Here is a 23,583-nt window from a genome sequence, read left to right as displayed (position 1 = left end):
TGCCCGAGCCTTCTTCACAATTGCCGTTAGTACACGTCCAGGTGAAGCGGGAGGTGGTGGTGCGCGCTCCGCAGCAGGCGCGCACCACCACCGGTCCGGGTCACCCGTCGCCGAGTGCCTTCCCGATCCCCGCCACGGCGTGGCGCAGCGCGTCCAGGCGGGGCCCGGACGCCAAGCCGGCGTGGTAGAGGTGGAACTCCTCCACGCCCGCCTCGGCGCAGGCCAGCCACTCCGCGAGCAGCTCCTCGCCGTCGGCGGGCCTGGGCGGCAGGGCCAGCACGTACGCGGCGGTGCGGGTGCCGCCGGCCTCCGCGCGCAGGGCGCGGATGGCGGGCAGCGACGCGTCGACGCCCGGCCAGCAGGTCAGCGTCAGCACGTCGACGTCGGCGTCGACGCCCCCCGCGACCGTGGCGAACGGCCCGGTCCCCCACGGGTCCGCGGTCGCGTGCACGGCGACGCGCACCCGCGGGTCCGCGGCCCGGACCAGCCCGACCAGCTCGCGCCGCAGGTCCCGGGAGATGCCGGTGCGCACGTCGCGCACCTGCCCCGCCCGCTCCCCCAGCGCCTCCTCCACGCTGCCCGCGCCGCGGTCGACCCCCGCGCGGACCGCCGCGCGCAGGCCGTCCGGGTCGGGGTGGCGTTCGGCGCAGGCCGCGCAGAAGCACAGGGACAGCAGCTTCTGCTGGACCGGCGACCAGTCGGCGCCGTCGGTCTTCTCGTGGTGCCCGCCGTGGAAGAAGCCGAGCGGGCCGCACGCCTCCAGCACCACGCCGTCCGGCCGGCCCAGCTCCAGCACCTCGGACACCAGCGTCCGGGCGTAGTCGACGACGTCGTCGTTGGCCGGGCACAGCGCGTACGGGTAGCGGTCGCCGAAGGCGTTGCGCACCACCAGGTCGGGGTTCGCCTCGCCGAGCCGGCTGCTGTGCGTCAGCACGGTCCACGCGTACACCGGCAGGCCGGCGGCCCGCAGCGCGGCCGAGGCCGCGCCGTAGGTGTCCGGACCGTCCACCCAGGACGGTTCGGCGGGCACCAGGCGCTTGCCCCGCCAGACTTCCTCGCGCACCGGGAGGTAGAACGCGGCGTGCCGCGCGTCGACCAGGCGGTGCTCGGGGTGGAACGGGGTCGCGGCGCGCACGGTGTGGTACGACGCGGCCAGCGCCACGGCGTCCACGCCGAGCGATGCCACTCGCTCGACCGCGGCCGGGTCACCGACCACGTCCCACGGGTACAGATGGGCGACGGTCCTCACCAACGCGGGCGCTTCCTCTCGTAGGACGGGTCGTGCTGCCGCATGTACCCGGTGTCGTCGCGCTGCACGATGCCGCACCTGGCGTAGTCCTCGGCGGCCCGCGCCAGGGCGTCGCGGTCCAGCTCCACACCCAGGCCCGGCGCGGTCGGCACCGGGATCGCGCCGTCCACGAAGGTGAACGGCTCGGTGATCACGTCGTCGGCCGAGTTCCACGGGTAGTGCGTGTCGCACGCGTAGTTCAGGTTGGGCGTGGCCGCGGCCAGGTGCGTCATGGCGGCCAGGCTGATGCCCAGGTGCGAGTTGGAGTGCATGGACAGGCCGATGCCGAACGCGCGGCAGATCGCCGCCAGCTCCTTGGACCGCGCCAGCCCGCCCCAGTAGTGGTGGTCGGACAGGATCACCTGCACCGCCCCCTGCGCCACCGCCGGGGCGATGTGCTCGAACGCGATCACGCACATGTTCGTCGCCAGCGGCATCGGCGCGCCCGCCGCCACGCGCGCCATGCCCTCGATCTCCGGTGCCGGGTCCTCCAGGTACTCGACCACGCCGTCGAGCTCTGCCGCGACCTCCAGCGAGGTCTCGGGCGTCCACGCCGCGTTGGGGTCCAGCCGCAGCGGGTGGTCCGGGAACGCCTCGCGCAGGGCCTTGACCGCCTCGACCTCCAGGTGCGGCGCGTAGACGCCGCCCTTGAGCTTGATGGAGCCGAAGCCGTGCTCGGCGACGAGCATCCGCGCCTGGGTGACCACGCCCGCGGGGTCCAGCGCCTCGCCGAACCCGTCGTGCTCGACGCCGGGGTGCCCGGCCCACTTGTAGAACAGGTAGGCGCTGTAGGGGACGGCGTCGCGGACGCGCCCGCCGAGCAGGTCGGCGACCGGGCGGCCCAGCGCCTTGCCGCGGATGTCCCAGGTGGCCACCTCGAACGAGGAGAACACCCGGTCCACGGTGGACTCCAGGGTGAGCTGGCCGGTCAGGCCGTGCCGGTCCGAGCCGACCTCGCCGCCCAGGGCGGCCTCGACCCGGGCGCGCAGGCCGTTGAGGTCGTGGACGTCCACGCCGGCCAGCGCGGGCGCGGCCTTGCGCACCCGGGTGAGGTGGCCGATGTCGCCGTAGGTCTCGCCCAGGCCCGAGATTCCCTCGTCGGTGTGAACCTCGACGATGGTGCGCAGCGCCCACGGCTCGTGCACACCCACCGAGTTCAGCAGCGGCGGGTCGCGGAAGGCGATCGGGGTGACGGTGACGCCGGTGATCCTCATGAGGCGAGGTCCCGGCCCGCCGCCACGATCTCCTCCAGCTCGGCCAGGTGCTCCGGCGTCGGGTCCAGCAGCGGCGGCCGGACGCCTCCGACGTCCAGGCCCGTGGCCCGCACCGCGGCCTTGACCAGCGACACCGCGTAGCCGGGCACCCGGTCGCGCAGCTCCACCAGCGGCTTGTAGAACTCGTCGAGGTAGCGGTCGACCAGCTCCCGGTCGCCCGAGCGCACGGCGTTGTAGTAGCCCAGCGAGATCTCCGGCGCGAAGCAGAACACCGCCGACGAGTACAGGTCCACGCCGATGCCCCGGTACGCGGGCACGGTCAGCTCCGCGGTCGGCAGGCCGTTGAAGAACTGGAACGGCTTGGTGACGTGCCGGCGCACCGACAGCACGATGCGCTGGAGCAGGTCGATGTCGCCCAGGCCGTCCTTGAAGCCGACCACGGTCGGCAGGCAGGCGACCTCGACCGCCGTCTCCGGCGTGAACACCGCGTTGTTGCGCTGGTAGACGATGACCGGCAGGTCGGTCGCGCCCGCCACCTCCGCGACGTACCGGACCAGGCCCCTGGGCGGGTTGGTCACCAGGTACGGGGGCAGCAGGAGCAGGCCGTCGGCGCCGGCCCGCCGCGCCGCCTCGGCGAACCGGCGCGCCGTCGGCACCGGGCCGCCCGCGCCCGCGAACACCGGGACCCGGCCCGCCGTGGCCTCGACCGCGACGGTGACCGCCCGTTCGACCTCATCGAGCTCCAGCGCGTGGAACTCGCCCGTGCCGCAGGCGACGAACACGCCGCCCGCGCCCGCCGCCACCCCGCGCTTGACGTGCTCGGCCAGCACGTCCTCCGCGAGCGCGCCGTCCGCGCCGAACGGCGTCACCGGGAAGAACAGCACCCCATCGAGTTGCATACCCTGACCTTCATCCCTAGATCGCTCCGGTGGTGATCCCACGCCGGAAGGACTTCCGCGGCGACCGGTGCGCGAGCGCCGGTGCCGGCAACGCTCCGGCCGGCGGGGACGGGCCCCGCTCCCCGACCGCGGTGGAACCGAGGACCGCGACCACACCCGGCGCGGGCTTGTCCGGCGGGGGTTCCCGCCGGACGGGCCCCGGCCGCGCGGTGGCGGTCGGGAGTCCGCTCGCGAGCCAGCGCGCAGGCGGCGAACACGCTGACGGCGAGGTGGGGCGGGAGGGCGGCAGCAGAGAGAGCTGCGGGCGCGGTGGTCACCGGTGCGGTGGTCGCGGGTGCGGTGGTCGCGGGTGCGAGGAGCCGGGACGCGGTCACCGCCGGCGCGACGGCTCCCGGTGCGACGAACCCCGAGGTGGCCGGAGCGGGCCTTGGCCGGTCGGCGGCGTGCTCGTGCGCGGCTCCAGGAGCGGCCGGCCCGAGCGCGGCCGGTCCCGGCCCGGCGGCTCCGAGCGCAACCGATTCGAGCGCGGCGGGTCCGAACGCGGCGGGTCCGGGTGTCTCGGGGCCGGTGAGACGCCCCGCGGGGTGGGCGACGGCGCCGCCGGCCGTCGCCACCGCGTCGTGAGGGGTGCGGGTCGCCGTCACCGGGCCGTCCCCCGGGCCGGCGGGGAGTGCCCGGCCCCGGCGCGCCGCCGGCCCGGTTCGCCGGGGTCGGCCAGGATCGCGGTGTGGACCTCGTCGGCGGACCGCTGGGGAGGTCATGTGCCCTGGCTCCTCTCCACGCCCTCGGTGTTCATATATGTGAAGCGGGGTCGTACTTGTGAACGTGTTGGCCGGACTGTAAGAATCGGCGCAGCGACGTGTCAAGTGCGTGTTGCCGGAACATTTCCCCTGGAGGATCAGGTGACTTCACCCGCGTCACCCGCTCGGCCGAACGCGGTCAAGTCGGCCGATCGGACGGTGGAACTGCTGGAGGTGCTGTCGGCGTCGGACCGGCCGCTGACGCTGACCGAGCTGCACCGCGAGCTCAGCTACCCCAAGTCGAGCCTGTACATGCTGCTGCAGACGCTCGTCGCCCGGGGGTGGGTGGAGCTGGACCAGACCCGCGGCACGTACGGCATCGGCGTGCGCGCCCTGCTGGTCGGCACCTCGTACCTCGACCACGACCCGGTGGTGCAGGTCGCCATCCGGGTGATGGAGCAGGTGCGCCGCGAGATCAACGAGACGGTGCACCTGGCGCGGCTCGACGGCGCGGACGTGGTCTACCTGGCCAGCCGCGAGTCGGAGCACCACCTCCGGGTGGTCTCCCGCGTCGGCCGCCGGCTGCCCGCGCACTCGACGTCGCTGGGCAAGGCGCTGCTGGCCGCGCGGTCACCCGCCGAGGTGGACGCGATCCTGCCGGCGCGGCTGGAGCCGCTGACGCCCAACACGGTCGTGGAACGCCCGGCGCTGCACGCGCAGCTGGCCGGGTTCCGGTCCGCGGGCTACGCGCACGAGCGCGAGGAGAACACGCCCGGCCTGGGCTGCTTCGCCGTGGCCCTGCCCTATCGGAACCCCGTGCTCGACGCGATGAGCTGCTCCGTGCCGCTGGGGCGGCTCGACCCGGAGCACGAGCGCCAGGTCATCGACGCACTGCTGCACGGCGCCCGCACGATCACCGAGCTGCTCCGCCAGTTCGGCCGCTGAGACCTCTGGAAAGGGCTACACGTGACCGCACGAATCCTGATCACCGGCGCCGCCGGTGGGGTCGGCACGCTCATGCGCACCCGCCTGGCCGCCCCCGACCGCACCCTGCGGCTGCTGGACGTCGCGCCCCTGCCCGCCGCGGCGGACGGCGAGCGGGTGGAGCTGGTGACGGCGTCGGTGACCGACCAGGCCGCGATGGACGAGGCGTGCCGGGGCGTGGACGCGGTGATCCACCTGGGCGGGCACAGCCTGGAGCGCCCGTGGGAGCAGATCCTGGACGTGAACATCAACGGGACGCACGTGGTGCTGGAGGCGGCGCGGCGGGCCGGGGTGCGCCGGGTCGTGCTGGCCAGCTCCAACCACGCGGTCGGGTACTACCGGGCCTCGGGGGGCGAGGCGCCGGACTACCTGTTCCCGCAGCCGGACACGTACTACGGCGTGAGCAAGGTGGCGCTGGAGGCGCTGGGCAGCCTGTACGCGTCGCGGTACGGGCTGGACGTGATCGCGGTGCGGATCGGGTCGTGCTTCGAGAAGCCGCGCGACTTCCGGATGCTGGCGACGTGGCTGTCCCCCGACGACGCGGGGCGGCTGTTCGAGGCGTGCCTGTCGGCGCCGTCGCCCGGGTTCCGGGTCGTCTGGGGCGTCTCGGACAACACGCGCAGGTGGTTCTCGCTGGCCGAGGCCGAGGCGCTGGGCTACAAGTCGGAGGACGACTCCGAGGTCTACGCCGAGGAGGTCGTCGCGGCCGGCGGCGAACCCCCGGCGGATTCGCCCGCGCGCACCCACCTCGGCGGGCTCTGGTGCACGCCGGAGTTCGACACGGCGGTCAAGGAGTACGGCCGGTGAGCGACATCCAGGGGTACAACCCACGAACCGGTGAACCTCACGGGAACCCGATCCCGTCGACCGCGGTCCACGAGGTCGACGCCCTGGCGAGGGCCGGCGCCGCCGCGTTCGAGTCCTGGGCGGCTCTTTCGTCCCACGAACGAGCGACCTACCTGGACGCGGTGGCGGACGCGCTGGACGCCGCGTCGGAGCGGTTGGTCGCCCTGGCCGACGCGGAGACCGCCCTCGGCGCCCCGCGCCTGACCACGGAGCTCAAGCGCACCACCAACCAGCTGCGGCTGTTCGGCGACGTGCTGCGCGAGGGCAGCTGGGTGGAGGCGACGCTGGACTCGCCAAACCCGGACATCATCCCGCCCCGCCCCGACCTGCGGCGCCTGCTCCGTCCACTCGGGACGGTCGGCGTGTTCGCCGCGTCGAACTTCCCGTTCGCGTTCTCGGTGGCGGGCGGCGACACGGCGTCCGCGCTCGCGGCCGGCTGCCCGGTGGTGGTGAAGGCGCACCCGTCCCACCCGGGCACCTCGCACGAGACGGCGCGCGTGGTCGCCGCGGCGCTGCCGGGGGGCGTGTTCGGCATCGTGCACGGCCAGCAGGCCGGCGTCGCGCTGGTCGAGCACCCCGCGATCAAGGCGGTCGGCTTCACCGGCTCCACCGCCGGCGGCCGGGCCCTGTTCGACCTCGCCGCCGGGCGCCCGGAGCCGATCCCGTTCTACGGCGAGCTGGGCAGCGTCAACCCGACCGTCGTCCTGCCGGGCGCGGCGGGTGCGCGGCCCGAGGGGTTCGCCGCCGAGTTCGTCGGCTCGCTGACGCTGGGCGTGGGCCAGTTCTGCACCAACCCCGGCCTGCTGTTCGCGCCGGAGTCGCTGGTCCCCGCGCTGGGCGGGGCCGTGTCGGCCGCGACCGGCGGCCCGATGCTCAACGAGCGCATGTGCGACGCCTACCGCTCCGGCACCGCCGGCCTGGGCTCGTCGGGCCTGGTGACGCCGGTCGCCGAGGGCACCGCGCCCGACGAGGGGTGGAGCGTCCCGCCGCGCCTGTACTCGGTGCCGCTGGCCACGTTCGCGGACAACCTCGGCAAGCTCACCGAGGAGCACTTCGGCCCGGCGGCGGTCGTGGTCACCTACTCCTCGCCCGAGGAACTGCTCGACGTGCTCCCGCTGCTGCCCGGGTCGCTCACCGGCACCGTGCACGCCGACGAGGGCGAGCACGCCCTGGCCGGCCGGGTCGCCGAAGCCCTGCGGCCCGCGGTGGGGCGGCTCATCTTCAACGGGTGGCCGACCGGGGTCGCGGTGGCGTGGGGCATGCACCACGGCGGGCCGTGGCCGGCGACCACGAGCGCGCTGCACACCTCCGTCGGCGCCACCGCGATCCGGCGCTGGCTGGCGCCGGTGACCTACCAGTCCTGGCCCGAGGACCTGCTGCCGCCCGAACTGCGGTCCGACAACCCGCTGGGCATCCCGCGACGGGTCGACGGGGTGCTGGGCGTGCACTGATCCGCGGTTGCCGGTGGCTGCCCGGCGGTTGCCGGGCAGCCACCGCGGCGGGCCGGTGCCGGTGCGGGGTGGCCGGCGGCCGTGCGCGGGTGTTGTGGCCCGTCACCTCGCGGTTGGGGGCAGCGGGACGGGAAGTTGCCGTAGAGGCGGGCGCGATGGGCGGTCTCACGGCCGACCCGGTGCGCAGCGCGCTGCGGCGCCTCGCCGACGACTTCACGCCGAGGAGGACCGTCCCGTGACGATCCTCGGGGAACCGGACTTCGACCCGACCCGGGTGCCGCCGGGCGTCGTCCGCACGACCTTCCACCACCCGGTGACCGGGGCGGGCGTGGTGACCACGGAGGACTCGGACTGCGCGGCGGTGGACCGGTGAGCGGCCCGCCGCCGGTGGTGCGGACGGCCAACCGGATCGCGCCGCGGTTCCGGTACCGCCCGCACGACGCCGCCGTGGCCGACACCGCCGCGCGTCGAGCGCTTCCGGGGCCCGCGGCACCACGCGGCCACCTCGCCGGGGCGCCGGCCCCCGGTGCGGACCGCGGGGACGTGGCGGGGCCGGTCCACCGTGGACCGAGGACGGGTGGGGCGGGGCCGCCGGGGCGTTCACGTTCGCCGGTCCGACCACCCGCGCGGGGGGCCACCCCACCAACCCCGTTAAAAAAATCACCCGCGTGGGTGAACGGATTTCCCAATATGCGAGGGGAGTCATTGACGGAGCCAATGAGCTGAAACGTTCACGCTATGTCCGCACCATTCTACGGTGCGTTCCGGTTGTTCCTCCGACCGGCTCAGTGATCACCTGCGCGGACCAGCGCGGAACCGGTGCGCACCCACCGTCGGTGTGCTCTCCGCCGCCCGCGGGGTGCGGTGAGCGCGACGCGGGCGGCGGTCCGTCGGGGACGGATCAGGCATGCCGGACGGATGTGAGGAACGCCCGGAATGGACGGTCCCCAAAGGTCAGTCTCAGCTCGGGTTTCTTGCTGTCGCGGACCGAGGTCGCGGCCCGGCCGACGACCAGTTCGACGCAGTTGTTGCCCGCGCCGGAGTAGGAGCTCTTGCGCCACGTCTTGTCGATGTTCATGAGTCCTTCAGTGCCGTTGCCAGTTTTCTGATCAACGCGGCCGACTCCTTGGGCGAGAGGGCGACCTCGTTCACCATTTCCTCGAAGTGCAGAAGGTACTTTTGCACGTCGGCGCGATTGTCCACCCACTTGCCACCACCCGCGTACTCCAGGTACACGGCCGAAGGCTCACTGTCCTCGAACCGCAGCGCGGTCGCGCCGCCGCCGGACATGGTCCCGTGGGCACCCGCGCCGAACGGGACCACCTGGATGGTGATGTTGTCCTGCTTCCCCATGTCGAGCAAATGCGACAACTGCTCGCGCATGACCGCCTGCCCGCCCACGACCCGGTGGAGGGCGGCCTCGTCGATCACCGCGTGCAGGCGCAGCCCCGGCAGCCGGCGCTGTCGGCTCGCCAGCGCCGCCGCGACCTGTTCCGCCGACACCGACGAGTCCATGAACCGCTGCCCGGCGAGCCGGATCGCCTGCGCGTAGGCCGGCGTCTGCAGCAGGCCCGGTATGACGATCATCTCGATCGTGCGCACCTCGGTGGCGTCCGCCTCCTGGCGGGCGTAGGTGCGGGCCTCGGGCGTGTAGGCGGCGGCGTAGACCAGGCGGGTGCCGTCCTGCTTGGCGTCCTCCCACAGGGCTTCCGCCTCGCGCCGCTCGGCCTCCGTGGCGCCGTACAGGCCGAGCAGCGCGCTCAGTTCGGTCCAACTCGGACTGATGTAGCCGTTCTCCATCCGCGACAGGGTCGACTGCGTCTTCCGCGTCAGCGCGTGGTAGTCGACCTCGGTCTTGCCCGCGCGTTTGCGCAGCGCGTTGAGGAACTGGCCTAACTTGCGCTTGCGTCGGGTTTGGACGGCTGCCATGCGGATCTCTCCTCGCTGGAAGAACTGGGACCACACTAGTGCCGTTCCGGCTCCTGACCAGTTCACTCGTTCGATCGCTTCTGAGGTGCATATAGCCCCCAATAACATGAACCCGCCGGTGGGGTTGCGCGGTCGCGGGTGGGCGCCCGCGACGCATGCCACGCCGCACAGCCCCGCCGGCCCGCACCAACGGGAGCCGGACCGGTCCCCGCCACGGCACGCGGATTCCCCGGCGCCACACCGACAACGCCCTCGTGCGACAGCCCGCGCGGCCCTCTCCGATCGGCGGGGCGGCTGTGCGCTCCCGTGCGGCCGGCACCGCTCCCAGCCGTCTCCCGCCCCACACCTTGACCTTGGAGCGCGCTCCAAGGTTTGCCGTCGCCCCATGCGTGTGGCCGAGGCGGCCGGTGAGCGGCTCCGCTTCGTCCGGGGCTGCCAGCGGCTGGGGTTGCGGCTGCGCGACATCGCCGACCTGCCGACCGTCCGCGACACCGGCGCGTGCCCGTGCGAGCCTGCCGAGGAGCTGCCGGCCCGCCACGTCGCCGAGCTCGACGCGGAACCGGCCCGGCTGTCCGCGCCGCGCGCCGAGCCGGCCGCGACGGTGCGCGAACCGCCCACCGGGCGGTGCCGTCCACAGTGGCCGGAACCGACCCGGCCCGCTTGCGCGGCAAGCCGTACCGAACAACGTCAGTTTTCACCGCACCGCGGCGGTCTGGCGGATAATCGCCTGAAATTGTCGGTCCCCGGGTCCATCATGGCCGACATGGCGGATGCGATCGTGGCCGAGGGCCTGGTCAAGCGATACAGGTCGGTGGTGGCCCTCGACGGGCTCGACCTGGTGGTGCCCGAGGGCACCGTGATGGGACTGCTGGGCCCGAACGGCGCGGGCAAGACGACGACCGTGCGCGTGCTCACCACCCTCCTGGAGCACGACGAGGGGCGGGCCACGGTGGCCGGGCTGGACGTCGTCGCCGACGCGCGCGAGCTGCGCGGCCGGATCGGCCTGTCCGGGCAGTACGCGGCCGTGGACGAGAACCTGACCGGGTTCGAGAACCTGGACATGGTGGGCCGGCTCTACCACCTCGGCCGGCGGCGCAGCCGGGAGCGGGCGCGGGAGCTGCTGGAGCGGTTCGACCTCGCCGACGCCGCGGACCGGCCGGTGAAGGGGTACTCGGGCGGCATGCGGCGCCGGCTCGACCTGGCGGGCGCGCTGGTGGCCGAACCGGCGGTGCTGTTCCTGGACGAGCCGACCACGGGGCTGGACCCGCGCAGCCGGCTGGGGCTGTGGGACGTGATCTCGGAGCTGGTGGCGGGCGGCACCACGCTGCTGCTGACCACGCAGTACCTGGAGGAGGCGGACCAGCTCGCGGACCGGATCGCGGTGATCGACCACGGCCGGGTCATCGCGCTGGGCACCGCCGACGAGCTGAAGGACCAGGTCGGCGGCGAGCGGCTGGAGCTGACCGTGGCCTCCGCGCAGGACGCCGCGACCGCGCGGGCCGCGCTGGCGCCGCTGGCGATCGGCGAGATCACCTCCGACGCACGCGGCCACCGGCTGACCGTGCCGGTGTCGGGCGGGGCCGCGGTGCTGGTGGACGGCGTGCGGCGGCTCGACGCGGAGGCGATCAAGGTGTTGGACATCGGCCTGCGCAGGCCGACGCTGGACGACGTGTTCCTCTCGCTGACCGGGCACGCGGCGGAGGACGGGCAGCAGGAGGGGCAGGGGGCATGACCGCGTTCGTGCAGGCTCTGGGTGACGGCGCGGTCGTCGCCAAGCGCAACCTGATCAAGATCAAGCGGGTACCGGACCTGATCGTGGGCTCGACGCTGGCCCCGGTGATGTTCGTGCTGCTGTTCGCCTACGTGTTCGGGGGGTCGATCGAGATCCCGGGCATGGACTACCGCGAGTTCCTGATGGCGGGCATCTTCGCGCAGACCGTGGTGTTCGGCGCGACGATCACCGGCTCGGGCCTGGCCGACGACATCCAGAAGGGCGTGGTCGACCGGTTCCGCTCGCTGCCCATGGCGCGGTCCGCGGTGCTGATCGGGCGGACCACCAGCGACCTGGTCAACAACGTGATCGTCGTGGTGGTGATGTCGGTGACGGGCCTGCTGGTCGGCTGGCGCGTCCACTCCTCGTTCCTCGAAGCGCTGGCCGGGTTCGCGCTGCTGCTGCTGTTCGCCTATGCGCTGTCGTGGGGAATGGCGATCGTCGGGCTGATGGTGCGCAGCCCGGAGGTGTTCAACAACGCGTCCTTCATCGTGATCTTCCCGCTGACGTTCATCGCGAACACGTTCGTGCAGGAGAACAACCTGCCCGGTCCGCTGCGGGTGTTCGCCGAGTGGAACCCGGTGTCGGCGGTGACCGCGGCGACCCGCGAGCTGTTCGGCAACACCAACCCGATGGCGCCGGTGGCGGAGGCGTGGTCGTTGCGCCACCCGGTGTTGATGACGCTGATCTGGGTCGTGGTGTTCCTGGTGGTGTTCGTGCCGCTGGCGGTGCGGCAGTACCGCAGGGCGGTGTCCCGCTAGGCGGTCGGGCCGCCCGCGTCAAGCTGTGAGGAGGTTTCGGGTCCGAGTCGTGACGGGTAGCCCGGTGGCATCCGAAGCCGTGAGGAGGCAGAGATGTCCACCGGCACCGTCATCGGCATCATCCTGGTCGTGCTGGTCGTACTGGTCGCGGCGGCGCTGCTCGTGCGGAAGTCCGTGCAGCGCAAGAGGTTGCGCGAGAAGTTCGGGCCCGAGTACGACCGGGTCATGCAGCGCACCGACAGCCGCATGGCCGCCGAGCGCGAGCTCGCCGAGCGCGCGCGCGAGCACTCCAAGCTGGAGCTGCGCCCGCTCACCCCGGTGACGCGCGACAGCTACGAGCGCAACTGGACCCGCGTCCAGGAGCAGTTCGTCGACTCGCCCGCCGCGGCGGTGGGCCAGGCGGACCGCCTGGTGACCGACCTGATGGCGGAACGGGGCTACCCCACCGAGGGGTACGAGCGGCGGCTGTCGCTGCTGTCCGTCGAGCACGCGCGCGCCATCGAGCACTACCGCGAGGCGCACGCGATCTCCGAGCGCCAGGAGCGGGGCGAGGCGTCCACCGAAGACCTCCGCAACGCCATGGTCCACTACCGGACCCTGTTCGAGGACCTGCTGGGCGACCGCCACGAGGCCGGGTCCCGCGACGAGCGCCGGGACGAGCGGCAGGAAGGGGCGCGGTGATGACCGAGCGTCGACTGACCACCGAGGACCTGGCCGCGCAGCGCGGACCGCTGGGGCACGAGCCGCCGGCGCACGACGCCGAACCGGGCGGCCCCGTCGGGCAGCAGGGCGTGGTCGTGCCCCAGGAGCACGACCGCCGCGACACCGACCCCACCGATTACGACACCGACCGCGACCACGACGCCGAACCGCTCGCCCACGAGCGCGTCGGGCACGAGCCGGTCGAGCAGGAACCCTTCGAGCAGGAGCCGGTCGACCGGGACGCGGTCCACGAGCAGGCCGACCGCGGTGCCGACGACGAGCGGCCCCCTGCCGGGGACGAACCGGTCGAGCCCTCGGCGGTCTCGCCGACGGCGGGCGACACCTCGCTGTTCAACGCCGAGGACGCGGCGGACTACCAGTCCGAGTGGCGCGCGTTGCAGGCCGACTTCGTCGACGACCCGCGCCAGGCCGTGCAGCGGGCCGACGAGCTGGTCGCGCAGGTGATGCAGAACCTGGCCACCACGTTCGCCGACCACAAGCGCTCGCTGGAGGGCCAGTGGCAGCAGGGCGAGCAGGTCGAGACCGAGGAGCTGCGCCAGGCGCTCAAGCGCTACCGGTCGTTCTTCGACCGCCTGCTGTCCGTGTGACGTCCCGCGTGACCGGTTCCCCGGGTGACCGGCGTCCGGTCCGACCGTGCAGGTGCAAGTGCAGGTGAGGGTGCTCCCCGTTGTGCATCTGGCGACCCAGGTGCACAACGGGTGAACTCACCGGGTGCACGGCGGGCGGGCCGTCAGCCGGGCAGCTCGCGGATCTCCATCTCCAGCACGTCGATCTCGTCGCTGATCGCCTCGTCCAGCATCCGGTCCAGCAGCTCGGCGCAGTCCCCGGAGGCCACGCCGAACCTGGGCACCAGCTCCCACCACACCGCCGGGTTGTTCCAGAACGACCCGGACCCCTGGTCCACGCCCTCCAGGCACCTCAGCCGCGGGTCGTCGTCCGACATCCGCCGCACGAAGTCGATGAGCCGGGCGAGCGCGTTCGGGTTGAGCACCGGTACCGCGCCGTACCCGCGCAGGCAGTCTTCGAGCTCCGCGAGGAACTCTTCCTTGAACGTCACGGCGCCACCCCCGCTTCCCCCGCCGCACTGCGGGTGAGGAGGACTCACGTCCCTGTGCACCAACCGTACCCCGGCAAGGGCACGCCGAAGTTCCTGCCAATGGGCGTTTCCGGGCCTCGACCGCCCCGGCGTCACCCGAGAGGGCGCGTCCGTCGGGGCACGTCCACTGTGGACGGTCGAGCGGTCACTCCGACCGGAGGCGCGCCATGAAGCTGAACCGGTCCCCCCGGTACAGCGAACGGCCGCGTTCGACCGGCGCGCCGTCGCGGTCGTAGGACACCCGGTGGAGCAGGAGCATGGGCAGGGCGGGGTTGGTGCCGATCAGCAGCGCCTCGCGCGGGGTGGCGAGCACGGTCTCCACGCGTTCCTCGGCCTCGGTGAACTCCACCCCGAGCCGGTCGCGCAGGCACGCGTACAGCGAGGTGGTGGGGTCGAAGACGTCGAGGAGGGTCGGGAAGCGGGCCGCCGACAGGTAGGTCGACTCCAGGCCGACCCGCTCGTCGTCGGCCAGCAGGACGCGCTCCAGGTGGATGACCGCGTCGCCGCGCGGCACCCGCAGGTCGCGGGCGAGCACGTCGTCGGCGGGCAGGTGCTCGACGGTGATCACGCCGCGGGCGGGGGTCACGCCCTGGCGGCGCATCCCCTCGGTGTAGCTGACCAGGGACAGCGGCTGCACCAGCTTGGGCGGTGCGACGTAGGTGCCGCTGCCCTGCCGCCGCTGGAGCTTGCCCTCCATGACCAGCTCGCCGACGGCCTGGCGCAGCGTGACCCGCGACACCGAGAACCGCTCGGCCAGGTCGCGCTCGGACGGCAGCGCCGTGCCCTCCCCCAGCGCTTCGATGAGCCACAGGAGTTCGGTCTTGACCGCGTAGTAGCGCGGCACGCGGCCGTGTTCGGGGACGCCCGCGCGGACGGGGCCGTCCGCGCGGTAGTGGGGCATGAAATGCGAAGTGGGCACCCAGCGAGCCTACGGGCGCGTCCCCGCCGGTCGGACCGCTAACGGGGTGGGGTGCGGATCACGAGGTCAACTGGGGCGGGTCGGGGATGGCGTAACCCGATTCGCCCACGTTGGCCTCCAGGGACTTGCGCCATTCGCCGGAGTCGATCATCTTCCGGACGGCGGCGGTGATCTTCGCCTTGCTGTCGGAGTCGCCCTTGCGCATGCCGATGCCGTACTCCTCCTTGCTGAAGGGCTGCCCGACCACCCTCAGCAGCTCGGGGTTCTGCGCGGCGTAGCCGGCGAGGATCACGTCGTCGGTCGTCAACGCGTCGACCTGCTCGGCGAGCAGGGCGGTGACGCAATCACTGAAGTTGGGGTACTCCACCAGCTGCACGGATTGCGCGAACCGGTCCTTCACGTGCTGCGCCGACGTGGTGTTGGTCACCGAGCACAGCTTGAGGTTGCCCGCGTTGAGCGATTCGGGTCCGGTGATGCGCTCGTCGGTCAGCCGGACCAGGAGGTCCTGGCCCGCGACGAAGTAGGGGCCGACGAAGTCGATGACCTCCTTGCGCTTGTCGGTGATCGAGTAGCTGGAGACCACGAGGTCGACGGCGCCGGTGGTGAGCAGGTTCTCGCGCTCGGCCGGGACCGCCTCGACGAACTTGACGCCGGTCTCCGGGACGCCCAGCTCCTTGGCGACGTAGCGGGCCACGTCGACGTCGAAGCCCTTGTGGGTGCCGTCGAGCCGGCGCACGGCCAGGCCGGGCTGGTCGTAGGCGACGGCGATGGTGAGCCGCTCGGTGCTCTCCGCCTTGCCCGCCACGGTCGACTCGTCGCCGGAGGAGCACGAGGCGAGGACGAGGGCGGCGGTGCACGCGACCACCAGGGCGCGCAGTGTTGCCAGAGCCATTCTTCCCCTCTTCGGGTCGTTCCCCGGACGTGCGGAACTTAGGCGCGCGAAAGAAATCCGTCCAGGGAAACGGTGAAGATTAGGCGGTCCGGATCGGTCAAGGGTGACGCTCGTGTACCAACGCGGTGACCGGTTCAGCCCGCGGCGCCGGGCGACCGGAGCCGGCGCGGGCCGGTGTCGTGCTTGGAGGGCGGCGGGCCGAGGGTGACGCGGGCGCTGCTGACGTACGCGCCGGCGGCGCTGGCCAGCACCGGTTCCAGGGCGACCTCGCGCACCTCGGGCAGGTCCTCGGCGAGGGCGGCGAGCCGGAGCACCAGGTCCTGGAGCGCGGTGAGGTCGGCGGGTTCGTCGCCGCGGTAGCCGGCCAGCAGCGGCGCGGCCTTGGGCGCGCGGACCAGGGCGGCCGCGTCGGCGTCGGTGAGCGGCACGGCCCGGTAGGCGCGGTCGCCGAGCAGGTCGCTGACCAGGCCGGACAGCCCGAAGGAGACCAGGCTGCCGAACGACGGGTCGTCCTGCAGGCCCAGCACGCAGGAGATGCCCTTGGGCGCCATGCGCTGCACGTAGACGTCGGGCCGGTCGGAGACCTCGGCGAGCATGTCGTAGGCGGTGCGCACGGCCTCGTCGGAGGTGAGGTCGAGGCGCACGCCGACCAGGTCGGTGCGGTGCCGGAGGCGGTCGTCGGTGGACTTGAGGGCCACCGGGTGGCCGAGTTCGGCGGCGGCGCGCACGGCGTCGTCGGCGGAGGAGACCACGCGGAACGGCACGAGTTCGACGCCGTAGCAGGCCAGCAGCCGCACGGCGGTGTCGTCGTCGAGGCGCCGCTCGCCGGTCTCGTCGAGCCCGAGGGAGGCGACCAGGTGCCGCGCGGCCTCGGCGTCGACGCCGTCGGGCCTGGTGAAGTTGCCCTGGGGCGCGGAGCGCCAGCGCGCGTAGCGGGTGGCCCTGGCCAGGGCGAGCACGGCGCGTTCCGGGCTGGGGTAGGAGGGCACGGAGCCGCGGCCCGGTGCGCCGCCGGGGCCGGGCACGGCCAGTTCGTCGGGCACGCCCTCGACCGCGAGGAAGGTGGACGCGATGGGCTTGTCGCGGCCGCCGCGTTCGACGACCTCGCGCAGGGCGCGGGCGAACGCGGCGCCGGGCACGGCCAGCGGCGGCACGAACACCACCACCAGCGCGTCGGTGTCGGGCCTGGCCAGGGCCTGTTCGACGGCGGCGGCGAACGCGGCGGGTTCGGCCTGCGCGCCCACGTCGACGGGGTCGCCGGCCAGCTCCAGGCCCTCGGCGAGGGCGGTGTCGGCGGCGAGCAGCCCGATGGCGGTGGAGTTGCCGACGACGGCCACCCGGGGCCCGGCGGGCAGGGGCTGGTGGGCCAGCAGCAGGGCGGTGTCGAACAGCTGGGCCAGGGACTCGACGCGGATGACGCCCGCCTGCTCGAACAGGGCCTGCACGCTGGCCTCGTCGACCGGCACGGAGGTGGCGGCCAGGGCGGGGGTGACGGCGTGGCGGCCGGACTTGACCGCGACGATGGGCTTGGTGCGGCCGAGCCTGCGGGCCAGCCGGGCGAACTTGCGGGGGTTGCCGAAGGACTCCAGGTAGAGCAGGACCACGTCGGTGGCGGGGTCGGTCTCCCAGTACTGGAGCAGGTCGTTGCCGGAGACGTCGGCGCGGTTGCCGGCGGAGACGAACGTGGACAGGCCGAGGCCGCGTTCGGCGGCGGCGGCGAGGATGGCGGTGCCCAGGGCGCCGGACTGGCAGAAGAAGCCGGTGCGGCCGCGGGCGGGCAGGCTGGGCGCGAGGGTGGCGTTGAGGCGCACGCCCGCGTCGGTGTTGACCACGCCGAGGGCGTTGGGGCCGACCACGCGCATGCCGTGGGCGCGGGCCTCGGCGACGAGCCTGCGCTCGGCGCTGCGGCCGCCGGGCCCGGTCTCGCCGAACCCGGAGGTGACGACGACCAGGGCTTTCACCCCCTTGGCCAGGCAGGCGTCCATGACCTCGTCCACGCGCGGCGCGGGCACGGCGACCACGGCCAGGTCGACGTCGTCGGGGATGTCGAGGACCGAGGGGTAGGCGCGCACGCCGCGCACGGAGCGGTGCTCGGCGTTGACCGGGTAGACGGGGCCGGCGAAGTCGGCGGTGAGCAGGTTGGTCAGCACCGCGTGGCCGATCTTGGTGCGGTCGGTGGAGGCGCCGATGACCGCGACGGAGCGGGGGTGCAGCAGGTTGTGCACGCTGCGCGCCTCGGCGGCCTGCTCGCGGGCGCGGGCGACCTCGACCGACTCGTCGGTGGGGTCGATGTCGAACTCCAGGTGCAGCACGCCCTCGTCGAAGGCGCGGCTGACGCTGTAGCCGGCGTCGCGGAAGATGCGCACCATCTGGCCGTTCTCGGCCAGCACCTCGGCGGTGAAGCGGCTCAGGCCGCGCTCGCGGGCGGCGGCGGCCAGGTGCTCCAGGAGGATGGAGCCGAGGCCGCGGCCCTGGTGGGCGTCCTCGACGACGAAGGCGACCTCGGCGGAGTCGCCCCGGCCGAGGCGGTCGTAGCGGCCGACGGCGACGATGTCGTCGCCCAGCAGCGCGGCGAGCGCGACGCGGTCGGCGTGGTCGACGGTGCTGAAGCGGTCGAGGTCGCGCTTGGGCATGCGCGGGTAGGGGCCGAAGTAGCGGAAGTAGCGGGTGCGCTCGGAGAGCCGGCCGTGGAAGGCGAGCAGGCGCTCGGCGTCGTCGGGGGTGACCGGGCGCAGGTGGACCGTGCCGCCGTCGCTGAGCACGACGTCGGCCTCCCAGGACCGCGGGTAGTCGAACGGGTCCACCGGTGATCAGTCCCTCGGGTCGTCGGGGTCCAGGCCGTGCAGCGGGAACAGGGCGCGCCGGGTGTCGCGGATCGCCAGGTCGACGGGCGTGTCCAGCTCGCCGCCCCAGGGGCGGAAGCCGGTGTCGGCGCCGTCGGTCAGGGAGATCGGCAGCGGGCGGTGCGGTGCGAGGGCCGAGGCGTGGGCGACCCAGTCGGCGGGCAGCGGGGTGTCGGGGTCGAGGTCGTGGTCCAGGACCGCGGCCAGCAGGTGGGTCCAGCTGCGGGGCACCACGCGCAGCAGCTCGTACCCGCCGCCGCCGAGGGCGAGCCACTTGCCGCCGGCGACCTCGCCGGCCAGCTCGCGCAGGCGGTGGTAGATGGCGCGGTGGCCGTCGACGGTGAGCGCCAGGTCGGCCAGCGGGTCCTCGCGGTGGGTGTCGACGCCGCACTGGGTGACCAGCAGCTGGGGGCGGAAGGCGCGCAGCAGGGCGGGCACGGTGGCGTCGAAGGCGCGCAGCCAGGCGCGGTCGTTGGAGCCCGCGGGCAGGGCGAGGTTGACGGAGGTGCCCTCCGCGCCGGGCCCGCCCAGCTCGGCCGGGCGGCCGGTGCCGGGCCACAGGGTCAGCGGGTTCTGGTGGAGGGAGACGGTCAGCACGCGCGGGTCGTCGTAGAAGGCGACCTGCACGCCGTCGCCGTGGTGGACGTCGGTGTCGACGTAGGCGATGCGGTCGAAGCCGTGGTCGAGCAGCCAGGAGATGGCGACGGCGCAGTCGTTGTAGACGCAGAACCCGGCGGCGCGGTCGGGCATGGCGTGGTGCAGGCCCCCGGCGATGTTGACCGCCCGGTCGGCGGTGCCCTCGGCGATCCGCCGCGCGGCGGCCAGCGAACCGCCGACGACCAGCGCGGACGCCTCGTGCATGCGGGTGAAGACGGGGTTGTCCGGGGTGCCCAGGCCGTGGCCCACGTCCCAGCCCGCCATCGGCGCGGCCTGCACGGCGTTGAGGTAGGAGGGTTCGTGGACGCGTTCGATCTCGGTCTCGGTGGCCGGGGTGGGCCGGATGAGGTCCACGCCGTCCAGCACGCCCAGCCCGGTGGCGAGGCGGATGGTCAGGTCCAGGCGGACGGGGTTGAGCGGGTGGTCCCCGCCCAGGTCGTAGCCGAGGAAGGACTCGTCCCAGACGACAGCGGCTGCCTTGCCCATGTCGGCAACCTAACTCACCGGCGGGGGGCTGGTGGGGGTGCGGGGCGTGGTGGGCATGGCCGGCGGAGCTGCGGTCGGGCCCGTGGAGTTGCGGCCGGCGGCCCCCGGTGTCCGGTCCGGACCCGCGGGCCTCGCGTCCGCCCCGGCCCTCACGCCCACCCCCGGACCGGGGGACTTGCGCCCAGGCCGGACCGGGGGACTTAGAGTCTGCGCGTCTGCCGGTACCGGGCGGGCCAGGATCGCGGGTGTCGAGATGGAACCCCGCACGTCGGAACGAGGTCGAAGCGCCATGCACCTGCGACGAGTCCCCGCCTTGACCGCCGCGCTGGCCGTGGCGCTCGTGTTCGGCCTCTCCGCCTGCGCCACGTCGGTCACGGGCAAGCCACTCGCCGCCGCCGGCGGCGGGACCGGGAAGACGACGTCGAGCAAGCCGCCCGCGTCCTCGACGAAGACGTCCTCCCCCAAGACCACCGAGCCGACGGACGAGGACTCGGGCGCCCCGGACCCGAAGAAGCCCTCCGGCAACGTGAAGATCACCACCAAGAAGAAGACCGAGGGCTACGACGACTGCGCCCTCCTCACGCCCGAGGACGTGACCGCCGCCGTGGGCGCGGCGAAGGGCGGCGAGCCGGGGTGCGTGCAGAGCACCGAGGAGCCGTACACGGTGGTGTTGTTCATGCTGTCGCCGCTCTCGTACGAGGGCGAGCCGCGCACCATCGAGGTCGGCGGGAACACCGCGTACGAGATCCGGGAGAGCGGCGGCGACTGCACGGTGCTCGTCATGCTGACCGACGACTCGTCGGAGGTCACGCCCGCGTTCATGGCCAGCGTGACGCCGATCGACGAGATCGACCCGTGCCCGGTGGCGCTGAAGTTGGCCACCAAGGGTTTCGAGAAGATCCCGAACGCGTGACACCCGGAGTGTGACGCCCGGAATGCCCACACGCCCCACCGAAAAACGTCGGTGAGGCGTGCTTGGATTGATGTCGGGGGCTGCTCATTTCGCCCGAATGTCGAATTCAGGGGTCCGGAAGGTTCGACTCACCCGACCCGAAGGTTCGACTCACCCGGTCTGAAGGTTCGACTCACCCGGTCTGAGCGTTCGACTCGCCCGGTCTGAGCGTTCGGCTGGCCCCGGTTCCGAGGTCCGACTCCCCCGGCTTGACCGGTCGGCACGCGGTGCCGACCGGTCAACTCGCGGTGCCTGAGTGCACGACACGCGGTGTCCGAGCGGAGGACACGCGGGGGCTGGGTGCATGACACGCCGGGGCTGGGTGCATGACACGCCGGGGCTGGGCGCATGACACGCGCGGGAGTGGGCGGGGGTTAGGGGGTTGGGCCGGTGGTGGCGGGGCGGGTGGGGTCGCTCGACCACTCCGACCAGGAGCCCGGGTAGAGGGGGGCGGGGGCGTCGGGGGTGGTGACGCCGGCGGCTTCCAGGGCCAGGACCACGGAGCTGGCGGTGACGCCGGAGCCGCAGTAGGCGGCTACCGGGCGGGTCGGGGAGACGCCGATCGCGGTGAAGCGCTCGGCCAGGGCGGCGGGCGGCAGCCAGCGGCCGTCGGCGGTGTGGCCGGCGGTGGGGGCGTTCAGGGCGCCCGGGATGTGGCCGGCGCGCGGGTCGACCGGTTCGGTCTCGCCCCGGTAGCGCTCGGGGGCGCGCGCGTCGAGCAGGGTGCCGGCGGCGGGGAAGGCGGCGGCCTCGTCGGCGGTCAGGGTCGGCATGGAGCCGGGGCGGACGGTGATGTCCCCGGGAGCCGGGGTGGGCACCTCGGTGGTGACGGGGCGGTCCTCGGCGGTCCAGGCGGCGAAGCCGCCGTCCAGCACGGCCACCTCCCGGTGACCCGCCCAGCGCAGGAGCCACCAGGCGCGGGCCGCGACGGAGCCGTCGGCCGCGTCGTATGCCACTACCGGGTGACCTTCGCGGACGCCGGCGGCGCGGAGGACGGTCTGCAGGGCGGCGGGGTCGGGCAGGGGGTGGCGGCCGCCGGCGCCCGGCGCGGAGGACAGTTCGGTGTCGAGGTCGACGTAGACGGCGCCGGGGACGTGCCCGACCTCGTAATCTTGACGTCCCGGGGGTCCGCCCAACCGCCAGCGGACGTCGAGCACGACCGGGGCGTGCGCGCCGTCCAGCGCGGAGGCCAGGGCGTCGGTGCTGATCAGTGGATGCACGGCACCATCCTGCACCCGTGACCGGCCGACTAGCATTGACGCCATACGTAAGGGGAGCGGGTGTGAACGACCTCATCGACACCACGGAGATGTACCTCCGCACGATTTACGAGCTCGAAGAAGAGGGCGTCGTGCCTCTGCGCGCCCGAATCGCCGAGCGGTTGGGCCAGAGCGGCCCGACGGTGAGCCAGACGGTCGGCCGCATGGAACGCGACGGCCTCGTGGTCGTCGCCGACGACCGCCACCTGGAGCTGACCGAGCAGGGCCGCAACCTGGCCATCGCGGTCATGCGCAAGCACCGGCTCGCCGAGCGCCTCCTGGTCGACGTCATCGGCCTGGAGTGGGAGCACGTGCACAGCGAGGCATGCCGCTGGGAGCACGTGATGAGCGAGGCGGTCGAGCGGAAGCTGGTCAAGCTCCTGGGCAACCCCACCACCTCGCCCTACGGCAACCCCATCCCCGGGCTGGACAAGCTGGGCGACGGCGAGCCCGCGCCGCCCGCCGAGGCCGACCTGCTGCGCGTGGACGAGGTCGCGCGCCGCGGCGGCGGTCGCGTCGAGGTGCGGCGGATCGCCGAGCACGTGCAGCTCGACCCGGACCTGATGGCCGAGCTGAAGGCCGCCGGCGTGGTGCCGGGCGGCATGGTGGAGGTCGACTCGATGACGGTCGCCAAGGTCGTGCAGGTGCGCGGCAACGGCACCACCGCCGAGCTGGACCCCGCGGTCGCGCACGCCGTCCTGGTGCAGGCGCGGTGAGGCCGGCGCGGCGCGCGGCCACCGCGTTCACCCGGCTGCACGGCGCCGCGCCGCGAGGCGTCTGGTCCGCGCCCGGTCGGGTGAACCTGATCGGGGAGCACACGGACTACAACGACGGTTTCGTGCTGCCCTTCGCCCTGCCGCACCGCACCGCGGTGGCCGCTTCCCCCCGCGACGACGGCGTGCTGCACGTGGCCACGCTCGGTGACGACGGTGGTGTGCAGCACACCGATCCGGTGGCGGTCGCCGACCTGGCGCCCGGTGTGGTGGACGGCTGGGCCGCGTACCCGGCCGGCGTGGCGTGGGTGCTGCGCGAGCAGGGCGTGACCGGCGGGGCCGACCTGGTGATCGCCGGTGACGTGCCGGCGGGCGCGGGCCTGTCCTCGTCGCACGCGCTGGAGTGCGCGGTGGCGCTGGCGCTGCTGGGCCTGGCGGAGCGCGGGGTCGACGACCTGCCGACCGTGGCGCGCTGGGTGCAGCGGGCGGAGAACGACTTCGTGGGCGCGCCGACGGGGCTGCTGGACCAGACGGCGTCGCTGTGCTGCACCGAGGCGCACGTGCTGTTCCTGGACGTGCGGTCGTTCGAGTCGGAGCAGGTGCCCTTCGACGCGGCAGCGCACGGCCTGGAGGTGCTGGTCGTGGACACGCGGGCCAGCCACTCGCACACCGACGGCGGCTACGGCACGCGCCGGGCCGGGTGCGAGGAGGCGGCGGGGCTGCTGGGCGTGCCCGCGCTGCGCGACGTGGGTCCCGACGGGCTGGCCGGCGCGCTGGACCGGCTGCCCGAGCGGCTGCGGCCGCTGGTGCGGCACGTGGTGACGGAGAACCGGCGGGTGCTGGAGGCGGTGGAGCTGCTGCGCGCCGACCGGCTCGCCGAGCTGGGTCCGCTGCTGGACGCCTCGCACGCGTCGCTGCGCGACGACTACCGGGTGTCCGCGCCGGAGCTGGACGTGGCGGTGGACGCCGCGCGCGAGGCGGGCGCGCTGGGCGCCCGGATGGTCGGCGGCGGCTTCGGCGGGTCGGCGATCGCGCTGGTGCCGGTGCCCGAGCACGACCGGGTGGTGCGGCGGGTGCTCGCCGCGTTCGCCGAACGCGGCTGGACCACGCCGCGGACGTTCACGGCCGTGCCCTCCGCGGGCGCGGGCCGGGACGAGTGA

Annotated in this window: 22 protein-coding genes and 1 pseudogene; 12 read left to right on the top strand and 11 right to left on the bottom strand. The window is 73.7% G+C overall.

Going from position 1 to position 23,583, the window contains the following annotated elements; genetic code table 11:
* Window positions 1-100: 100 nt before the first annotated feature.
* The 3 genes from EKG83_RS08655 to EKG83_RS08645 are packed head-to-tail and all read right to left on the bottom strand — an operon-like array spanning window position 101 to window position 3,401.
* Window positions 101-1,249 (bottom strand): hypothetical protein, encoded by a 1,149-nt coding sequence (locus EKG83_RS08655; RefSeq protein WP_033431353.1) that lies wholly within the window; start codon window positions 1,247-1,249, stop codon window positions 101-103.
* Window positions 1,246-2,502 (bottom strand): glucarate dehydratase family protein, encoded by a 1,257-nt coding sequence (locus EKG83_RS08650; protein ID WP_033431354.1) that lies wholly within the window; start codon window positions 2,500-2,502, stop codon window positions 1,246-1,248. Before EKG83_RS08650 ends, EKG83_RS08655 begins: the two co-directional genes overlap by 4 nt.
* Entirely contained in the window at window positions 2,499-3,401 is a 903-nt protein-coding gene (locus EKG83_RS08645) for a 5-dehydro-4-deoxyglucarate dehydratase (protein ID WP_033431355.1), read from the bottom strand. Before EKG83_RS08645 ends, EKG83_RS08650 begins: the two co-directional genes overlap by 4 nt.
* 866 nt (window positions 3,402-4,267) lie before the next feature.
* Here EKG83_RS08645 and EKG83_RS08640 point away from each other — a divergent pair.
* The 4 genes from EKG83_RS08640 to EKG83_RS08625 all read left to right on the top strand — a co-directional run bounded on the left by EKG83_RS08640 (window position 4,268) and on the right by EKG83_RS08625 (window position 7,795).
* Window positions 4,268-5,086 (top strand): IclR family transcriptional regulator, encoded by an 819-nt coding sequence (locus EKG83_RS08640; protein ID WP_322746638.1) that lies wholly within the window; start codon window positions 4,268-4,270, stop codon window positions 5,084-5,086.
* Between the two features lie 21 nt (window positions 5,087-5,107).
* A complete protein-coding gene (locus EKG83_RS08635) occupies window positions 5,108-5,932 on the top strand; it encodes an NAD-dependent epimerase/dehydratase family protein (RefSeq protein WP_033431356.1) in 825 nt (274 codons plus the stop codon).
* Complete coding sequence (locus EKG83_RS08630; RefSeq protein WP_033431357.1) at window positions 5,929-7,422, top strand: aldehyde dehydrogenase (NADP(+)); 1,494 nt, start codon at window positions 5,929-5,931, stop codon at window positions 7,420-7,422. Before EKG83_RS08635 ends, EKG83_RS08630 begins: the two co-directional genes overlap by 4 nt.
* Before the next feature lie 235 nt (window positions 7,423-7,657).
* A complete protein-coding gene (locus EKG83_RS08625; protein WP_153277949.1) occupies window positions 7,658-7,795 on the top strand; it encodes a hypothetical protein in 138 nt (45 codons plus the stop codon).
* Between the two features lie 528 nt (window positions 7,796-8,323).
* Here the strand turns inward: EKG83_RS08625 and EKG83_RS08620 are convergent.
* Together EKG83_RS08620 and EKG83_RS08615 are read right to left on the bottom strand one after the other, a co-directional pair.
* Window positions 8,324-8,500, bottom strand: a complete 177-nt coding sequence (locus EKG83_RS08620) for a DUF397 domain-containing protein (RefSeq protein WP_063741348.1) — start codon at window positions 8,498-8,500, stop codon at window positions 8,324-8,326.
* Window positions 8,497-9,351 carry a helix-turn-helix domain-containing protein gene (locus EKG83_RS08615; protein ID WP_033431358.1) on the bottom strand — a complete coding sequence of 285 codons (855 nt, stop codon included), beginning with the start codon at window positions 9,349-9,351 and terminating at the stop codon, window positions 8,497-8,499. Before EKG83_RS08615 ends, EKG83_RS08620 begins: the two co-directional genes overlap by 4 nt.
* Here EKG83_RS08615 and EKG83_RS49530 point away from each other — a divergent pair.
* The 5 genes and pseudogenes from EKG83_RS49530 to EKG83_RS08595 form a co-directional block, all read left to right on the top strand.
* Window positions 9,350-9,925: pseudogene (locus EKG83_RS49530) on the top strand (MerR family DNA-binding protein); the annotation flags it as partial. The gene EKG83_RS08615 and the pseudogene EKG83_RS49530 overlap by 2 nt on opposite strands.
* 189 nt (window positions 9,926-10,114) lie before the next feature.
* Window positions 10,115-11,083, top strand: a complete 969-nt coding sequence (locus EKG83_RS08610) for a daunorubicin resistance protein DrrA family ABC transporter ATP-binding protein (RefSeq protein ID WP_033431417.1) — start codon at window positions 10,115-10,117, stop codon at window positions 11,081-11,083.
* Window positions 11,080-11,883 (top strand): ABC transporter permease, encoded by an 804-nt coding sequence (locus EKG83_RS08605; protein WP_033431359.1) that lies wholly within the window; start codon window positions 11,080-11,082, stop codon window positions 11,881-11,883. Before EKG83_RS08610 ends, EKG83_RS08605 begins: the two co-directional genes overlap by 4 nt.
* Window positions 11,884-11,976: 93 nt before the next feature.
* The gene (locus tag EKG83_RS08600; protein ID WP_033431360.1) at window positions 11,977-12,564 is read left to right on the top strand and encodes a hypothetical protein; all 588 of its coding nucleotides are present in this window, start codon (window positions 11,977-11,979) and stop codon (window positions 12,562-12,564) included.
* The gene (locus tag EKG83_RS08595; RefSeq protein ID WP_153277948.1) at window positions 12,564-13,193 is read left to right on the top strand and encodes a hypothetical protein; all 630 of its coding nucleotides are present in this window, start codon (window positions 12,564-12,566) and stop codon (window positions 13,191-13,193) included. Before EKG83_RS08600 ends, EKG83_RS08595 begins: the two co-directional genes overlap by 1 nt.
* A gap of 143 nt (window positions 13,194-13,336) precedes the next feature.
* Here the strand turns inward: EKG83_RS08595 and EKG83_RS08590 are convergent, their stop codons facing one another.
* From EKG83_RS08590 to EKG83_RS08570, 5 genes are all read right to left on the bottom strand, one after another.
* Window positions 13,337-13,663, bottom strand: a complete 327-nt coding sequence (locus EKG83_RS08590; protein WP_033431361.1) for a hypothetical protein — start codon at window positions 13,661-13,663, stop codon at window positions 13,337-13,339.
* Between the two features lie 184 nt (window positions 13,664-13,847).
* Entirely contained in the window at window positions 13,848-14,603 is a 756-nt protein-coding gene (locus EKG83_RS08585) for a GntR family transcriptional regulator (RefSeq protein WP_033431362.1), read from the bottom strand.
* A 76-nt stretch (window positions 14,604-14,679) separates the two neighbouring features.
* Window positions 14,680-15,513: a glutamate ABC transporter substrate-binding protein gene (locus tag EKG83_RS08580; protein WP_033431363.1), complete on the bottom strand. Its 834-nt coding sequence runs from the start codon at window positions 15,511-15,513 to the stop codon at window positions 14,680-14,682.
* 134 nt (window positions 15,514-15,647) lie between these two features.
* Window positions 15,648-18,317, bottom strand: a complete 2,670-nt coding sequence (locus EKG83_RS08575) for a bifunctional acetate--CoA ligase family protein/GNAT family N-acetyltransferase (RefSeq protein ID WP_033431364.1) — start codon at window positions 18,315-18,317, stop codon at window positions 15,648-15,650.
* A 6-nt stretch (window positions 18,318-18,323) separates the two neighbouring features.
* Entirely contained in the window at window positions 18,324-19,499 is a 1,176-nt protein-coding gene (locus EKG83_RS08570; protein ID WP_033431365.1) for an acetoin utilization protein AcuC, read from the bottom strand.
* A gap of 289 nt (window positions 19,500-19,788) precedes the next feature.
* Between EKG83_RS08570 and EKG83_RS08565 the strand changes: the two genes are divergently transcribed.
* Complete coding sequence (locus tag EKG83_RS08565) at window positions 19,789-20,412, top strand: DUF3558 domain-containing protein (protein WP_153277947.1); 624 nt, start codon at window positions 19,789-19,791, stop codon at window positions 20,410-20,412.
* A gap of 413 nt (window positions 20,413-20,825) precedes the next feature.
* Here EKG83_RS08565 and EKG83_RS08560 read toward each other — a convergent pair whose 3' ends face one another.
* Window positions 20,826-21,671, bottom strand: coding sequence for a sulfurtransferase (locus tag EKG83_RS08560; RefSeq protein WP_033431367.1), 846 nt, complete (start codon window positions 21,669-21,671; stop codon window positions 20,826-20,828).
* A gap of 62 nt (window positions 21,672-21,733) precedes the next feature.
* On the opposite strand from EKG83_RS08560, the gene EKG83_RS08555 reads away from it, so the two are divergent.
* Both EKG83_RS08555 and galK read left to right on the top strand, forming a co-directional pair.
* Complete coding sequence (locus EKG83_RS08555; protein WP_033431368.1) at window positions 21,734-22,426, top strand: metal-dependent transcriptional regulator; 693 nt, start codon at window positions 21,734-21,736, stop codon at window positions 22,424-22,426.
* Window positions 22,423-23,583, top strand: a complete 1,161-nt coding sequence (gene galK, locus EKG83_RS08550) for a galactokinase (protein ID WP_033431369.1) — start codon at window positions 22,423-22,425, stop codon at window positions 23,581-23,583. Before EKG83_RS08555 ends, galK begins: the two co-directional genes overlap by 4 nt.

This window comes from Saccharothrix syringae (assembly GCF_009498035.1).
GTDB classification, from domain to species: domain Bacteria; phylum Actinomycetota; class Actinomycetes; order Mycobacteriales; family Pseudonocardiaceae; genus Actinosynnema; species Actinosynnema syringae.
The sequence above is the reverse complement of the archived record's forward strand: the minus strand, read 5'-3'. Positions and strand labels throughout refer to the sequence as shown.

What these genes read in the sequence shown, in the direction of transcription:
- EKG83_RS08650 (WP_033431354.1), bottom strand. Translation starts at nt 2,502, where the DNA reads ATGAGGATCACCGGCGTCACCGTCACCCCGATCGCCTTCCGCGACCCG.
- EKG83_RS08645 (WP_033431355.1), bottom strand. Translation starts at nt 3,401, where the DNA reads ATGCAACTCGATGGGGTGCTGTTCTTCCCGGTGACGCCGTTCGGCGCG.
- EKG83_RS08620 (WP_063741348.1), bottom strand. Translation starts at nt 8,500, where the DNA reads ATGAACATCGACAAGACGTGGCGCAAGAGCTCCTACTCCGGCGCGGGC.
- EKG83_RS08615 (WP_033431358.1), bottom strand. Translation starts at nt 9,351, where the DNA reads ATGGCAGCCGTCCAAACCCGACGCAAGCGCAAGTTAGGCCAGTTCCTC.
- EKG83_RS08610 (WP_033431417.1), top strand. Translation starts at nt 10,115, where the DNA reads ATGGCGGATGCGATCGTGGCCGAGGGCCTGGTCAAGCGATACAGGTCG.
- EKG83_RS08605 (WP_033431359.1), top strand. Translation starts at nt 11,080, where the DNA reads ATGACCGCGTTCGTGCAGGCTCTGGGTGACGGCGCGGTCGTCGCCAAG.
- EKG83_RS08600 (WP_033431360.1), top strand. Translation starts at nt 11,977, where the DNA reads ATGTCCACCGGCACCGTCATCGGCATCATCCTGGTCGTGCTGGTCGTA.
- EKG83_RS08595 (WP_153277948.1), top strand. Translation starts at nt 12,564, where the DNA reads ATGACCGAGCGTCGACTGACCACCGAGGACCTGGCCGCGCAGCGCGGA.
- EKG83_RS08585 (WP_033431362.1), bottom strand. Translation starts at nt 14,603, where the DNA reads ATGCCCCACTACCGCGCGGACGGCCCCGTCCGCGCGGGCGTCCCCGAA.
- EKG83_RS08580 (WP_033431363.1), bottom strand. Translation starts at nt 15,513, where the DNA reads ATGGCTCTGGCAACACTGCGCGCCCTGGTGGTCGCGTGCACCGCCGCC.
- EKG83_RS08570 (WP_033431365.1), bottom strand. Translation starts at nt 19,499, where the DNA reads ATGGGCAAGGCAGCCGCTGTCGTCTGGGACGAGTCCTTCCTCGGCTAC.
- EKG83_RS08565 (WP_153277947.1), top strand. Translation starts at nt 19,789, where the DNA reads ATGCACCTGCGACGAGTCCCCGCCTTGACCGCCGCGCTGGCCGTGGCG.